The organism is Paralcaligenes sp. KSB-10 (genome assembly GCF_021266465.1).
GTDB lineage: Bacteria > Pseudomonadota > Gammaproteobacteria > Burkholderiales > Burkholderiaceae_B.
The window spans coordinates 314,231-330,122 of sequence record NZ_CP089848.1; the positions used below are offsets into that span (position 1 = coordinate 314,231).

General features: G+C 59.5%; 11 protein-coding genes. All 11 read left to right on the plus strand.

Annotated elements, in window-relative coordinates; translation table 11 throughout:
• Nucleotides 1–36 precede the first annotated feature (36 nt).
• Nucleotides 37–885, plus strand: coding sequence for a 3',5'-nucleoside bisphosphate phosphatase (locus LSG25_RS01415; protein ID WP_232742946.1), 849 nt, complete (start codon nt 37–39; stop codon nt 883–885).
• Nucleotides 886–1,019: 134 nt separating this feature from the next.
• Complete coding sequence (gene greB / locus LSG25_RS01420; protein ID WP_232742947.1) at nt 1,020–1,577, plus strand: transcription elongation factor GreB; 558 nt, start codon at nt 1,020–1,022, stop codon at nt 1,575–1,577.
• Between the two features lie 143 nt (nt 1,578–1,720).
• Nucleotides 1,721–5,764 carry a phosphoribosylformylglycinamidine synthase gene (gene purL, locus LSG25_RS01425; RefSeq protein ID WP_232742948.1) on the plus strand — a complete coding sequence of 1,348 codons (4,044 nt, stop codon included), beginning with the start codon at nt 1,721–1,723 and terminating at the stop codon, nt 5,762–5,764.
• 388 nt (nt 5,765–6,152) lie between these two features.
• Complete coding sequence (leuC, locus tag LSG25_RS01430; RefSeq protein WP_232742949.1) at nt 6,153–7,556, plus strand: 3-isopropylmalate dehydratase large subunit; 1,404 nt, start codon at nt 6,153–6,155, stop codon at nt 7,554–7,556.
• A gap of 9 nt (nt 7,557–7,565) precedes the next feature.
• Complete coding sequence (gene leuD / locus LSG25_RS01435) at nt 7,566–8,225, plus strand: 3-isopropylmalate dehydratase small subunit (RefSeq protein WP_232742950.1); 660 nt, start codon at nt 7,566–7,568, stop codon at nt 8,223–8,225.
• A 224-nt stretch (nt 8,226–8,449) separates the two neighbouring features.
• Nucleotides 8,450–9,526 (plus strand): 3-isopropylmalate dehydrogenase, encoded by a 1,077-nt coding sequence (gene leuB / locus LSG25_RS01440; protein ID WP_232742951.1) that lies wholly within the window; start codon nt 8,450–8,452, stop codon nt 9,524–9,526.
• 60 nt (nt 9,527–9,586) lie between these two features.
• Nucleotides 9,587–10,717 (plus strand): aspartate-semialdehyde dehydrogenase, encoded by a 1,131-nt coding sequence (asd, locus tag LSG25_RS01445; RefSeq protein ID WP_232742952.1) that lies wholly within the window; start codon nt 9,587–9,589, stop codon nt 10,715–10,717.
• 2 nt (nt 10,718–10,719) lie between these two features.
• Nucleotides 10,720–12,420: a FimV family protein gene (locus LSG25_RS01450; protein WP_232742953.1), complete on the plus strand. Its 1,701-nt coding sequence runs from the start codon at nt 10,720–10,722 to the stop codon at nt 12,418–12,420.
• Between the two features lies 1 nt (nt 12,421).
• Nucleotides 12,422–13,228: a tRNA pseudouridine(38-40) synthase TruA gene (gene truA, locus LSG25_RS01455; protein ID WP_232742954.1), complete on the plus strand. Its 807-nt coding sequence runs from the start codon at nt 12,422–12,424 to the stop codon at nt 13,226–13,228.
• 261 nt (nt 13,229–13,489) lie between these two features.
• Complete coding sequence (locus LSG25_RS01460; protein WP_232742955.1) at nt 13,490–14,119, plus strand: TRAP transporter small permease subunit; 630 nt, start codon at nt 13,490–13,492, stop codon at nt 14,117–14,119.
• 2 nt (nt 14,120–14,121) lie between these two features.
• Entirely contained in the window at nt 14,122–15,813 is a 1,692-nt protein-coding gene (locus LSG25_RS01465; RefSeq protein ID WP_232742956.1) for a TRAP transporter large permease subunit, read from the plus strand.
• Nucleotides 15,814–15,892 lie beyond the last annotated feature (79 nt).

A 15,892-nucleotide genomic window follows, 5' to 3' on the forward strand; every position in this document is an offset into this window, starting at 1 on the left:
TACGTATTTGAAAATGCCCAGGATATATCCCGATACATGCCGTCAGCCCCAAACTTGAATGTCGATTTGCATTGCCACTCCACCGTTTCAGATGGCGTGCTCGAGCCGCATGCGCTTGCTCGGCGCGCACATGCGAACGGTGTACAGATGTGGGCTCTTACCGATCACGACGAGGTGTCCGGCCTGCCGCAAGCCGGGCAGGTGGCGCGTGAACTGGGCATGCAATTCGTCCCCGGAATCGAAATTTCCGTAACGTGGTCGGGGAAAACCGTGCATATCGTGGGCTTGGGCATCGATGCCGGCCATGCGGCCCTCAATCAAGGGCTGGTCGAGATACGCACAGGCCGCGTCGAGCGCGCCCGTAAAATTGCCGATCGTCTGCGGGACCTGGGTGTCCCCGACAGCTACGAAGGCGCGCTGGCTTATGCCGGCAACCCTTTGCTGATCAGCCGCACGCATTTCGCTCGTTTTATGGTTGAGCGCGGGTACTGTAAAACCATGCAGGCGGTCTTCGATAAATACCTGGGCGATCACAAGCCTGCCAATGTGTCGGGAAGCTGGGCAAAATTGGCAAACGCGCTGGCCTGGATCCACGATTCGGGCGGGCGGGCGGTCATTGCGCATCCGGGGCGCTACAACTACACGCCGGTTCAGTTTGGTGCTTTGTTCGACGAGTTCAAGCAGTTGGGCGGCGAGGCCATCGAGGTCATTACCGGCAGCCACAGCGTCGATCAATACAGGCAGTACGCCGACGTTGCGCGTCGATACGGCTTTATGGCCTCCTGCGGCTCCGATTTTCATAGCCCGGGCGAAAGTAGAAAGGATCTGGGATCCCTGCCGTTGCTGCCCGCCGACTTAAGAGCGGTCTGGCACGATTGGGTCTGATGCGTGACCCATCGAATGGCCTGAACAAAATGGCTCGATACGGGTCATAGCTTATATAAGCCTCAATAGGCCTTTTTAACAAGCTCGTCCAACTTGAAGTTCAAGCCCTTGTGCAGGTTTACGTTTTTCACTCCATGAATAAAGCTTTTGTAAAAGAATCCGATCACGATGACGAAGAGGACCCGGGCACCGAGGCCCCGCCTTTGCCGGCGGGCACCAAGAATTACATTACGGTGCAGGGCTATCAGAGGCTGCGTGCCGAATTGGCGCATTTAATGACCGAAGAGCGTCCCTCGGTCGTACAGGTGGTGTCGTGGGCGGCATCCAATGGCGATCGTTCCGAGAACGGCGATTACCTGTATGGCAAGAAACGCTTGCGCGAAATCGACCGGCGCATGCGCTTTTTGACCAAACGCCTTGAAATTGCCGAGGTGGTCGATCCCGCTTTCCAGCCCAATAAAGATCAGGTTTTTTTCGGGGCGACCGTGTTGTATGCCGACAAGGCGGGGGAAGAGCACAGGGTAACGATCGTGGGTGTGGACGAAGCCGAGCCCTTGCAGGGGAAAATCAGCTGGATTTCGCCTGTTGCGCGGGCCCTGATCAAGTCCCGCGAGGGCGACACCGTCAATTTGCGTACGCCGGCCGGCATCGACGAGCTGGATATTATCGAAATCAGCTACCCTTCCTTATAACGGCAAGCCGTTTTTTCCCGGGATGGCAGGGCTGGGGCCGCGCTTGTCCGAAAGAGTGGGAAATATACTTCCGGCATGCGTCAGCCGAGTTGTGCTTAAGCCGTTAAAATGCGGTTTTACATCATTCAGCCTGCGCCTTCATCGTGAATTCTATCCAGCATTTTCTTGGTTCTTCGGTTTTGTCGTCGTTTCGCCGCGAGCGCCTGCTAAAGCGTTTTGCCCAGCTTGACTTGCCGGTGTCCGATATCCAGGGCCAGTTTGAACACTATGTGTGGAGCGAGTCCGAATTATCCGGGCAAGACCGGGAAAGGCTGGCCGCGCTGCTCGATTATGGCGAACCGGCCCAGGCCTTGAAAGGCGACAAGCAGGCTCTGGTGTTGCGTGTCGTGCCCCGGTTGGGAACGGTATCGCCCTGGGCCAGCAAAGCTACCGACATTGCGCATAACTGCGGCTTGCCGGCCGTGCGCCGCATTGAACGGGGTATTCGCTACCTTGTGCATCCTGGCCGGGGGATATTGGGGCCCAGGCATATCGATGAAGGGCAGTTGGCACAAATAGCCTCGTGCCTGCATGATCGCATGACTGAAACGGTGGTTGATGCCGCTTTCGACGGTGCGGCGCTGTTTGCTTCGTTGGCCGGCAAACCCATACAGACCATAGACGTGCTGGAGCGAGGGCAGGCCGCGTTGCTGGAAGCCAACCGGAATCTGGGCCTTGCCTTGTCTGAAGACGAGGTCGAGTACCTGGACCAGTCCTTCAGGCAGTTGGGGCGCAATCCCACCGACGTTGAGCTGATGATGTTCGCCCAAGCCAATAGCGAGCATTGCCGCCACAAGATTTTCAATGCGCAGTGGGTCATCGATGGCGTGGCGCAGACCCATACCCTGTTTGGCATGATACGTGCCACGCATGCGGCCCAGCCCCAAGGCACCGTGGTGGCTTATTCCGACAACGCGGCTGTCATGGAGGGTGGCCGGGCCCGGCAATTTTATGCCGCGCTGCCCGGTGAAACGGCCGCGGCCCGCTATGGCCACACAGACGCGGTCGTGCACACCTTGATGAAGGTTGAAACGCATAACCATCCCACCGCCATTGCCCCGTTCCCCGGCGCCGCCACCGGTGCCGGAGGCGAGATTCGCGATGAAGGAGCAACTGGCAGGGGTTCCAAGCCCAAGGCGGGGCTGACGGGTTTTACTGTGTCGAACCTGCGTTTCGATGATGGCCTGGAGCCTTGGGAAGAAGACTCGCATGGGTCTCCCGAGCGGATCGCCAGCGCCCTCGATATCATGATCGACGGCCCCATCGGAGGGGCGGCGTTCAATAACGAGTTCGGGCGCCCCAATCTGCTGGGCTATTTCCGTACCTATGAACAGACGGCGGGCGACGTTCGCTGGGGCTATCACAAACCCATTATGATTGCCGGCGGCCTGGGTTCCATCGATGATAGGCTTACTCACAAGGATCCTATTCCGCCGGGTGCCTTGCTGGTCCAGTTGGGCGGGCCCGGAATGCGCATCGGCATGGGTGGCGGGGCGGCTTCCAGCATGAGCGCCGGAGCCAATAGCGCCGAGCTCGATTTCGATTCGGTGCAGCGCGGCAATCCCGAAATCGAGCGGCGCGCCCAGGAAGTGATCGATCGATGCTGGCAGCAGGGAAGCGGCAACCCGGTGCTGGCGATTCACGATGTGGGCGCCGGGGGCCTGTCCAATGCCTTTCCCGAACTGGTGAACGATGCGGGCCGTGGCGCCGTGTTCGAACTGCAGCAGGTGCACCTTGAGGAATCGGGCTTGTCGGCCGCCGAAATCTGGAGCAATGAGGCCCAGGAGCGATATGTGCTGGCGATATTGCCCAAAGACCTGGCCCGCTTCGACGCCATCGCGCGGCGCGAGCGCTGTCCGTACGCGGTGGTCGGGGTGGCGACCGAAGAGCGGCAATTGCGCGTGACGCATGGCGAAGGTTTGCCCGGGGTTAGCGAGCAGCTTGTTCCCAAGGCCGATTCCGCCATTCGTCCGGTCGATGTGCCCATCGATGTGATTCTGGGCAAGCCGCCGCGCATGACGCGCGACGTACAGCGTTTGCCCGGCGTTGTTGCGCCGGTCGATCTGACCGTCATGACACTCGACGATGCGATACAGCGGGTTTTGCGGCACCCAACGGTGGCGAACAAGAATTTCCTGATCACTATAGGCGACCGTTCTGTAGGGGGCCTGAGCAGCCGCGACCAGATGGTGGGACCCTGGCAGGTGCCGGTGGCCGATTGTGCCGTGACTCTCGCGGATTTCGAAGGAGTGCGCGGCGAGGCAATGGCCATGGGTGAGCGCACGCCGCTGGCCGTTATCGACGCCGCGGCCTCGGGCCGCATGGCGGTCACCGAGGCCCTGACCAATCTGGTTGCCAGCGATGTGAAACGCCTTGAAGACATCAAGCTTTCCGCCAACTGGATGGCGGCCTGCGGTGTGGACGGACAGGATGCGGCGCTGTACGACACCGTTTTTGCGGTGAGCACCTGGTGCCAGCAATTGGGCCTGTCGATTCCCGTTGGCAAGGACTCCCTGTCCATGCGCACTTCCTGGGACGAGCGCGGCGACAAGCGCGAGGTGATCGCTCCCGTTTCGCTCATTGTTACGGCTTTTGCGCCAGTGGCCGATGTGCGCGCCACCCTGACTCCGCAATTGCGCACCGACGCGGGCGAGACGGTCTTGATCCTGGTCGATCTGGGCCGAGGGCGCAATCGCCTGGGCGGGTCGATATTGGCCCAGGTGTTCAACCAGGTCGGCAAGGCCGTACCGGACATGGATGAGCCCGAGTCCCTGCAGGCTTTTTTCAGCACCGTGCGCCAATTGGCGGCCGATGGCCATATCCTGGCCTACCACGACCGCTCCGACGGCGGCCTGCTGGCTACCCTATGTGAAATGGCGTTTGCCGGGCATGTCGGGGTTTCGATCAATCTCGATATGCTGACGATCGATCCCCGCGCATCGGACTGGGGCGACTACAAAATACGTACTGAGCAGGTTGCGGTGCAGCGTGACGAGCTGACACTGAAAGCCTTGTTTGCCGAAGAGGCCGGGGCAGTCGTACAGGTGCCGCTGGCGCAGCGCGATAGGGTTATGCAGCAGTTGCGCGAAGCGGGCCTGTCGGCTTATTCGCACGTGCTGGGTGGCTTGAATACCCAAGACGAAATCCAGATTTATCGCGACGGAAAATGCATTTACAAGCACACCCGCTTCGATCTGGGCCAACAATGGAGCGAGGTCAGCCGCCAGATCATGGCCCGGCGAGACAACCCCCAATGCGCGCAGGCCGAATTCGATACTTGGCAAAATACAGGCGACCCGGGTTTTACACCGGCCGTTGCGTTCGATCCGCAGGAAGACATTGCCGCGCCGTTCATCTCCACAGGCAAGCGGCCCCGCGTGGCTATCTTGCGCGAGCAGGGCTGCAATAGCCAGGTGGAAATGGCCTGGGCTTTCGACAAGGCCGGCTTCGAGGCCTGGGATGTGCACATGACCGACCTGTTGTCGGGCCGCGTGCGTCTGGACGATGTGCAGGGCCTGGTGGCTGTGGGTGGATTCAGCTATGGCGATGTACTGGGCGCCGGCGAGGGCTGGGCCCGCACGATCCGCTTCAATCAGCAGCTGTCGGACCAATTTGCCGGGTACTTCGCCCGCCCCGATACTTTTGCGCTTGGGGTGTGCAACGGCTGCCAGATGATGGCGGCTCTGGCCGGCATGATTCCGGGTGCCGAGCATTGGCCGCGTTTTACACGCAATGTGTCGGAAAAATACGAGGCTCGCCTTTCCCTGGTCGAAATTCCCGATTCCCCGTCGCTGTTCATGCGAGGCATGGCGGGAACCCGGCTTCCGGTTGCGGTGGCCCATGGTGAAGGTTTTGCCAATTTTGCGCAGCAGGGCGACATCGGCAAAGTGCGCAGCGCGCTCAACTTTGTCGATAATCATGGTCAGCGCACTGAGGTGTATCCGTACAATCCCAATGGCAGCCCGCAAGGCCTGACTGGGGTTACCACGGCCGATGGCCGTTTTACCGTGCTGATGCCGCATGCTGAACGGGTCACGCGCAATGTAATGCTGTCGTGGTCGCCGCCGCGCTGGGGCGCCCGCGACAGCGGCGGCGATGCCAGCCCCTGGATGCGCATGTTCCGCAATGCCAGGGTCTGGCTGGGCTGATCCCCGTCAAATCGCAGGTGGCGCCTCTTCATGCGGGTACCTGTTGTTCGCGTTCTTAAGACGCGGGGGTGGCGGCCCGGGCAGGGGCGGCACCCTCTAGTGTTTGCTTAACAGTGCCGCAGTTGTTTGGAGCGTTCCTATCCCATCCCGATTCCCCGTGATGGTAGGCTCTTTATCTGCAAGATATCACTTTTTATACCAGTATAAAATCTCTTCTTGTACTAGGTTCTGGCGGTGGCATAATAAATAAAAATCGTCCCGGAAACACTTGGGTTTATACAGCGCTGCACCGATCGGTGGTGTTCGGGCTGTAATCCCGGGGGTACCGCAGCCATGGCGAAAATCGCATGGCTTATACCTTTAATTTGTCCTTTCTAAGAGCATTGCCATGGCCCAAACTTTATACGACAAACTCTGGGATGCACATGTCGTGCATCAAGAGTCCGACGGTACCTGTCTGCTGTACATCGATCGCCATCTGGTGCACGAAGTTACCAGCCCCCAGGCGTTCGAAGGCCTGACCCTGGCGGGCCGCAAGCCGTGGCGGGTTGGAGCCAATCTGGCGGTTGCCGATCACAACGTGCCCACCACCGCGCGCAGCCAAGGCATTCAGGATCCGGTTTCGCGCTTGCAGGTCGATACGCTGGACGACAACTGCGAGAAATTCGGCATTACCGAATTTCGCATGAATGATTTGCGTCAAGGCATTGTGCACATCATTGGGCCGGAGCAGGGTGCAACCTTGCCTGGCATGACGGTCGTATGCGGCGATTCACACACCAGCACTCACGGCGCTCTGGGGACCCTGGCGTTCGGCATCGGCACCTCCGAGGTGGAGCACGTGCTGGCAACTCAGACCTTGCTCATGAAAAAGAACAAGAACATGCTGGTTCGCGTCGAAGGTGAATTGCCTTTCGGCTGCACCGCCAAAGACTTGGTGCTTTATGTCATCGGCAAGATCGGCACGGCCGGCGGCACCGGCTCTGCCATCGAATTTGCGGGCAGCACGGTTCGCGCCCTGTCGGTTGAAGGCCGCATGACTGTTTGCAATATGGCTATCGAGGCGGGGGCTCGCTCGGGCATGGTGGCGGTCGACGAAAAAACCATCGAGTATTTCCGCGGACGTCCTTACGCGCCCACTGGCATAGTGTGGGACCAGGCGGTGCAATACTGGAGCACGCTGCATTCCGATGAAGGCGCCAAGTTCGACCGCATCGTTGAAATCGACGCGCGCCAGATTACTCCGCAAGTGACCTGGGGCACTTCGCCTGAAATGGTTCTGTCGGTCGATAGCCGTGTTCCGGATCCCGACAAGGAAAAAGACGAGCTGCGCCGCAGTGGCATGGAGCGCGCCTTGCAATATATGGGTTTGAAGCCCAATACGCCTCTGGTCGATATTCGCATCGACAAGGTATTCATCGGCTCCTGTACCAATGCCCGCATCGAAGACTTGCGTGCCGCGGCGCTGGTCGCGCGCGGCAAGCGCGTTGCCGCGAATGTCAGGCAAGCCATGGTGGTGCCTGGCTCGGGGCTGGTTAAAAAACAGGCCGAGCAGGAAGGCCTGGACAAAATCTTTATTGCGGCCGGCTTCGAGTGGCGCGAACCGGGTTGCTCCATGTGCCTGGCCATGAATGCCGATCGCCTGGAACCGGGCGAGCGTTGCGCCTCGACCTCGAATCGCAATTTTGAAGGGCGCCAGGGCCAGGGCGGGCGCACGCACCTGGTCAGCCCGGCCATGGCGGCAGCAGCGGCGGTTGCCGGGCATTTTGTCGACGTCAGAAATTTTCGCTAAGGAATTACCGTGCAAGCATTTACCACCCATAAAGGCATAGTGGCCCCGCTCGATCGTGAGAATGTCGATACCGACCTGATCATTCCCAAGCAATTCCTGAAGTCCATCAAACGCTCGGGATTCGGCCCCAATCTGTTCGATGAGCTGCGCTATCTGGATCACGGCGAACCCGGCATGGATAACAGCAAGCGTCCGCTCAACCCCGATTTCGTCCTGAATCAGCCCCGCTACAAGGGGGCCTCGATTCTGCTGGCGCGCAAGAACTTCGGTTGCGGCTCAAGTCGCGAGCATGCGCCGTGGGCGCTGTCGCAATACGGTTTTCGCGCCATTATCGCGCCGTCGTATGCCGACATTTTCTTCAATAACAGTTTCAAGAATGGCCTGCTGCCGATTGTACTTTCCGAACTTGAGGTAGCGCGCCTGCTGGACGAGGTAAAAGCCTTTGTCGGCTATCAGTTGCGCATCGATCTGGAGCGTCAGGTGGTCATTGCCCAGGATGGGCGCGAACTGAGTTTCGACATTGAGCCGTTTCGCAAACATTGCCTGTTCAATGGCCTGGACGACATCGCCCTGACGCTGCAGAAATCGGATCAGATTCGTGCGTTCGAGGCCGAGCGCCTGACGCGGTTTCCTTGGCTTGAAGCGCATCCGGTCAGTCAGGCACGATAGGGTCGGATTCCGGTTTGGGCCTTTGCGCCCGGACAAGGCCGCGTTACCGCGGCCTTTGCCATATTCAGCGGCCCCAGTTGCATGAATCGCACAACTTCGGCTTTTTTCGCCCTGACGGGCGCGGCGAAGCTTGGCTTTGCCATTCATTCACTTTATAAAGGACTGTTGGGCAAGGCGGCGGTATGTCTACCGCCGCCTTGCCTTGGCAGCTATCAGGATAAATCATGAGTCACAAAATAGCAGTATTACCGGGCGACGGCATCGGCCCTGAAATTACCGAACAGGCCGTGCGCGTACTGCATGCCCTGGGCCTGGGTATTGAAACGCAGATCGCCCCGGTGGGCGGGGCGGCATTCGATGCGCTGGAGCATCCCTTGCCGCCGTCGACACTCGATTTGGCGAAAGGCTCCGCGGCGGTGCTGTTTGGCGCGGTAGGCGACTGGAAATACGATAGCCTGCCGCGTGAATTCCGGCCTGAGCAGGCCATTCTGGGTTTGCGCAAGGCCATGGGGCTGTTTGCCAATTTACGTCCGGCCATTCTGTACCCGCAATTGGCCAATGCCTCGTCGCTGAAGCCCGAGGTGGTGTCCGGGCTGAATATACTGATTGTCCGTGAGCTGACCGGCGATATCTATTTTGGCCAGCCGCGCGGCGTGCGCGATGTTCAGGATGGGCCGTTCAAGGGCGAGCGTCAGGGCTTCGACACCATGCACTATGCCGAATCCGAGATACGGCGCATCGGGCGGGTCGGCTTCGAGGCTGCTCGAAAGCGCAATAAAAAGCTGTGCAGCGTCGATAAATCGAATGTGCTCGAGACCTCGCAGTTCTGGCGCGACATCATGATCGAAGTGGCTCGCGACTATCCGGATGTGCAGCTCTCGCACATGTATGTCGATAATGCCGCCATGCAACTGGTGCGGGCGCCCAAAGAGTTCGATGTCATCGTAACCGGCAATTTGTTCGGCGATATCCTGTCCGACGAAGCCGCCATGCTGACAGGTTCGATCGGCATGCTGCCCTCGGCTTCGCTCAATGCCTCGAATCAGGGCCTGTATGAGCCCAGCCATGGTTCGGCGCCGGACATCGCCGGGCAAAACATCGCCAATCCCCTGGCCACCATATTGTCGGCGGCCATGCTGCTGCGGTATTCGCTGAACGCTGCCGCGCAAGCCGATCGGGTCGAGGCTGCGGTGCAAGCCGTGCTGGAGCAGGGCCTGCGCACGGCCGATATTTTCGAGCCAGGCACCCGTAAGGTGTCGACCTCCGAAATGGGCGATGCCGTATTGAAAGCATTAAAATGATGCTTTAGGCTTGATTTATAATGCTTTACGCGTGATTTTTATTTTTTTAAGTGATTTGAAATGAACCAGGCAGTAGGTTTGGTCGGTTGGCGAGGCATGGTGGGTTCGGTCCTCATGCAGCGCATGCGCGACGAAAATGATTTTTCTTTATTCCAACCGGTGTTTTTTTCCACCAGCAATGCGGGCGGCCCTGCTCCGAAGTGGGCCGACGGTGCACCGGCGCTGCAAGACGCCCACGATATCGATGCCCTGAAAAAATTGCCGATCATCGTAACGGCCCAGGGCGGCGACTACACCTCTGCGGTATACCCCAAGCTGCGCGCGGCGGGCTGGGACGGCATATGGATAGACGCGGCCAGTACCTTGCGCATGAAAGATGACGCAATCATTGTGCTCGACCCGGTCAACCGCCCGGTGATCGACGCCGCGCTGCAACGCGGCATCAAGAACTACATAGGTGGCAATTGCACCGTAAGCTGCATGCTCATGGGTCTGGCCGGCCTGTTCAACAGCAATCTGATCGACTGGATGAGCAGCATGACCTACCAGGCGGCGTCGGGCGGTGGCGCCCAGCATATGCGCGAACTGCTGACACAGTTCGGATTGCTCAATGAAGCCGTCAGGCCTTTGCTTGACGATCCCGCCTCGGCAATTCTGGAAATCGATCGCGGCGTCTTGCTGAAGCAGCAGGACAGCAGCCTGCCGCAAGACAATTTCGGCGTTCCGCTGGGCGGCAGCCTTATCCCCTGGATCGACAAAGACCTGGGCAATGGCATGTCGAAGGAAGAATGGAAGGCCGAGGCTGAAACCAATAAAATTCTGGGTCGCGGCCCGGCTTTTGGTTCCGGGCTTACGCCTATCGATGGTTTGTGCGTGCGCATTGGCGCCATGCGCTGCCATAGCCAGGCTCTTACTATCAAGCTCAAGAGCGATGTGCCGCTGGACGAAATCTCCGATATTCTGCGCCAGGGCTCCAAGTGGGCCAAGGTCATCCCCAACACGCGCGAAGCTACCATGCGCGAATTAACGCCGGTAGCTGTTACCGGAACGCTCGATATTCCTGTTGGCCGCTTGCGAAAAATGTCCATGGGGCCCGAATATCTCAGCGCGTTTACGGTGGGCGATCAACTGTTATGGGGTGCGGCCGAGCCCTTGCGGCGCATGCTGCGCATCACTTTGGGTGAACTCTGAACATGACTATGTCCCGCAGTGTGGCCATATCGGCATTGTTGTCGCGCACCAAACCGCTGGTCACGGCCCTGTCGGTCGCCATGCTGATGTGTTCAAGCGTGTATGCGGCAACGCTTGGCCATTCCCGCATCGTGTCCGAGCCCGGCCAGCCATTGCGCATCGACGTGCCTGTCAACCAGCTTGGAACCGACGACTATCAGTCTTTGCGGGTCAATCCCGCTCCGGCCGCGGCCTGGGCGCAGGCTGGCCTGACGCCCCCGGTCGACTTGTCCAGCCTGCGGGTTCGCCTGGTCAATGGGCCGAGCCCGCAGTCCAGAATCGCACAGATCAGCTCAAGCCAGCCTTTCGACCAGGCTGTCGCCGATTTATTGCTGGAGGTGCACACGTCCAGCGGCCAGCAGCAGTATCAGGTCAGCATATTGGCGCCGGTGCGTCGTGACATGGACACCGCGCAGGGACGGTCGGCGGGTGCGGGCGTGCATCAGGGAGCCCGGCGCATTTCGCGGCAGTCGATCCATGTACGGCGCGGCGATACGCTGTTTGCCATTGCCCGGCATCATGCGGTGCCCGGCGTAACCGTTTATCAGATGATGGTGGCCTTGCAACGGGCCAATCCCCAGGCGTTCATCCATGGCAATATGAATCTCGTCAAGGCGGGCGCCACGCTTGGCGTTCCCGACGCCCAGGCGCTTACGGCGGTCAGCGATCGCGAAGCCCGCCGCATCTTCCAGGAGCAGGCGCTGGAGTTTGCCAGCTACCGGCAGGGCCTGGCGGCCGGCAAGGCGCCGGCTGTCCAGCCTCGCGCGGCAAACAAGGGCACCGTATCGCAAGCTTCCGAGACTGTGCCGCCAGCCAATAAAGCAGCACCGCGCGACCAGCTCAAGCTGTCCAGCGGCGGTTCGTCGGCCGCCGACGCGAAAGCGGATAATCGACTGGCCACAAGCAAGGGTATTGCCGAGTCGCAAAGTCGTGTGTCGCAACTTGAAGAAAACGTCAAGCACCTCAACCAGGCGTTGCAGGGGCAGGGCGAGGCGGCTAAAGATGCTGTGGTGGATGGTGCCAAAGGCTTGGGGCAAACAATTGCCGGTGCGGCCGGAGCGATAGCGGGTGCGGGCGATTCGGCAGGCCGGGGAGCCGACGGCTCGTCGAATGGCGCGCAAGCGCCAGCCGGGCAAGAGGGCTCTGCGAAGTCCGCGGCCGATTCCGCCCAATCGCCTGGTTCGCCGTCTGCCGCGGTTCAGGCGGAAGCATCGGGCGCGGCATCGCATTCTTCCCCGGCCGCCCCTGGCGGTCAATCTCCATCTTCTTCGGACAAGGCTTCGGATACACACGCTGGGCAGGCGGCCGCCGCCGGTGCCGATGCCGGCAATCGTGGCCTGTCAGGCAATTCGACGAATAATCCGGGGCTTGCCGGCGAGGCCGGCAATACCGCCGATCACGCCGCAAACCCGGCAAAACAAGCTTCAAATAAGGCAGAACAATCCGTGTCGTGGTTCCAGGAACATTTATTGGGCGTGGTTACCGCCTTGCTGGCATTTGTCGTGCTGATCATCGCCTGGCTGCTGCGCCGGGCCAACGTGGCGCGCGACGACGATAGCGACGATCACCCGTCGGCGATCACCGAAGCCATGGTCAAGGAAAAACTCGACAAGATCAATCTCGATCTTAGCCAGCCTCCCAGCGACGAGCCTAACAAGAGCTGACATGTCGCGCACGGCCTTAGGCGTGGCTTACGACGGCGCCCGCTGGCAAGGCTGGCAAACGCAGCCTCACGGGTGCACTGTCCAGGACACGCTCGAGCTTGCCTTGTCCCGCTTTCTTGCGCAGCCGACGAAAACAGTTTGCGCCGGGCGTACCGATACGGGTGTGCATGGCCTGGGCCAGGTGGTGCATCTGGATGCGGTCGCGCAGCGCCGCCATGAATCGTGGGTGCGCGGGCTCAATGCCCTGCTGCCTGCGAGCATTTCGGTTCAGTGGGCCTGCACAGTGCCTGACAGTTTTCACGCCCGTTTCTCGGCCGTGTCCCGCACTTACGTCTATGTGGTTCGCAATGCCCGTGTTCGCTCGCCGATTGCTCACGCCCGGGTCGGCTGGGTGCATCAAGCGCTGGATCTGCAGCGCATGCAACAGGCGGCCCAGCATGTGCTTGGCCAGCACGACTTCAGCTGCTTCCGATCATCGCAGTGCCAGGCGGCCAGTCCAGTGCGGACATTGCATGAATTGAATATCGAGCGGCGCGGCGAAATCTTTGTTTTTACTCTCCGGGCCAACGCATTTCTGCATCACATGGTGCGCAACTTGATTGGTGCACTGTTATATATAGGGCAAGGCAGGCAGCCTCCCGAATGGATGGCGGCTTTGCTGGCTCAGCGGGATCGCCGTCTTGCGGCGCCCACTTTTTCTCCCGATGGGCTGTATCTGGCTCAGGTCGAATACCCGGCCGAGTTCGACCTGCCGTCTTCGACGCTTCAAACTCTGTTTGCATCGCACCTGGGATCTTGCGGTTTTTAAGGTGATACCGGGGTATATACTAGCGGCCGTCCGCAGGCGGATCGTATAGAATTCACCGCCGGCTTGTGCGTTCAACTGATTTTTTGTCATATCAGGCTACCGCTCGCAGGTCGTGCAGAAAAGGCAATCCCTTCGTATCGTTTTGCTCGCCAGGCTCCCGCGGGGCGCACCGGGCTCGATATGTCATAAGCCTCTTTTTTGAGTCGGCTGATCAAAAATCGGCCGGCGCGAGGGCGATTGACGCCATACAGAGTGTGATCCATGAAATTTTTCTTAGCAATATCAAGAACGATAGACTACATAAATACCAAAGTAGGGCAGGCCGTCACGTGGCTGACCCTGATCGTGGTTGTGGTTAGCGCCTCCAATGCCGTTGTGCGCAAACTGTTCAATATCAGTTCGAATGCGTGGCTGGAACTCCAGTGGTATCTGTTTGGAGCCATATTCCTGCTGGCGGCGGGTTATACGTTCTTGCGCAACGAGCATGTACGTGTCGACGTGCTGGCGCAGCGCTTCTCCAAGCGCACCCAGATCAAGATCGAGATTTTCGGCGTCCTGTTTTTCCTGCTGCCCGCCGCTGTGATTATCTTCTGGCTGTCTATTCCTTTTTTCTACGAAGCGTTTGCGTTGAACGAGCAGTCGTCCAACTCGGGCGGGCTGGTACGCTGGCCGGCCAAACTTCTGATCCCTGCGGGGTTTGGCCTGTTGATCCTGGCGGGCCTGTCGCACCTGATCAAGTGCGTGGGGTATCTGCGTGGCGCCTGTCCCGATCCGACCGCACGTGAAAAGGCGCAAAGCGCCGAAGAAGAATTGGCCCTGGAAATCCTGCGCCAGGCCGAACTCGATCGGGCGCGGACGCCTGCCAACCACATCGCAAGCAAGGGCCATTGATCATGGAGTTTTTTGTCGATAACCTGGCTCCGATCATGTTCATCAACCTGATCGTATTTTTGCTCTTGGGGTTCCCGGTGGCTTTTTCGCTGGCGGCCAACGGCATTCTGTACGGCCTGGTGGCGGTTGATCTGGGAATGATTCAGCCCGCATTGTTTCAAGCTCTCCCGCAACGTGTGTTTGGCATCGTGTCCAACGATACCCTGTTGGCGGTGCCTTTCTTTACGCTGATGGGCTTGGTGCTCGAGCGGTCCGGCATGGCCGAAGACTTGCTCGAAACCATAGGGCAGTTGTTTGGCCCCGTGCGCGGCGGGTTGGCGATAGCCGTGGTGCTGGTGGGAGCCATGCTGGCCGCAACCACAGGGGTAGTCTCGGCATCGGTCATTTCCATGGGCCTGATTTCCCTGCCCATCATGCTGCGCTACGGCTACGACCGAAGGTTGGCCAGCGGGGTCATCGCGGCGTCTGGTACCTTGTCGCAGATCATTCCGCCGTCCCTGGTGCTGATTGTCCTGGCAGACCAACTGGGCCGGTCGGTTGGCGATATGTATCGGGGCGCCCTGATCCCCGGCTTTGTGCTGGCGGGCGCCTATATTCTGTATGTCGTGGTTTTATCGTTCATCAATCCCGCTGCAGCGCCGGCGCTCCCCGAAGAAGCCCGGATCTATGGGCAGGCCAATGGCCGGCGCGGCCTGCGCTCCCTGGCTGTCCTTACCCTGATTGCCTGTACTGTGTCGTACTTCGGTTCAGAACATTACTTTCATACCCACGCCAATGTGCCCATCGACGAGCGTGTCGTGGTGATGCTGATGGTCTGGGGCCTGACGGCGCTGGCCATCGCATTGGTAAACAAGGTATTCCGGCTGGGCTTGTTGTCGAAAATTGCCGAGCGTGTCACGTTTGTCATGATACCGCCGCTATTCCTGATCTTCCTGGTTCTGGGCACTATCTTTATAGGCATGGCCACGCCCACCGAAGGGGGGGCCATGGGCGCTGTCGGAGCCATTCTGATGGCCGTCTCGCGCGGCCGTTTTTCGCTTTCCCTGCTCAAGCAGGCCATGGATACCACCACCAAGCTGACCTGCTTCGTGGTGTTCATCCTGGTGGGCTCGACGGTGTTCAGCCTGAGCTTCCGGGGCGTCAATGGCGACTTATGGGTCGAGCACCTGCTCATCGGCTTGCCTGGCGGACAATGGGGCTTCCTGATCGTGGTAAGCGTGCTGACCTTCTTTTTGGCATTCTTCCTGGATTTCTTCGAGCTGGCGTTCATTATCGTGCCCTTGCTGGGGCCGGTGGCCGAGAAAATGGGGATCGACCTGATCTGGTTCGGCGTATTGCTGGCCGTCAATATGCAGACCTCGTTCATGCATCCGCCTTTTGGCTTTGCCCTGTTCTACCTGCGTTCCGTGGCACCCAAGGAAGACTATCACGACCGGGTTACCGGCAAGCTGATCCCCCGGGTTACCACCGGCCAGATCTATTGGGGGTCCATCCCTTTCATTTGTATTCAGATCGCCATGGTGGCGGCTGTCCTGGTTTTCCCCCGGATGGTCACGCATTACAAAGACGGCGCGGTCACCGTCGATGCCTCCAAGGTGCAGTTCGGCAACACCAGCGCTTATGGTTCGGATTCGTACGGCTATGGCGATGCGGGGAGCAGTGCGGTGACCGATCCGGGGGCCGCTTTCAAATAAGCCAGGAATCGGCAATTTGGTGTTTAATACATTTGTGCCTGCGCATTGCCCAGCCTATTTAGTCAAGAGCGTATACAAC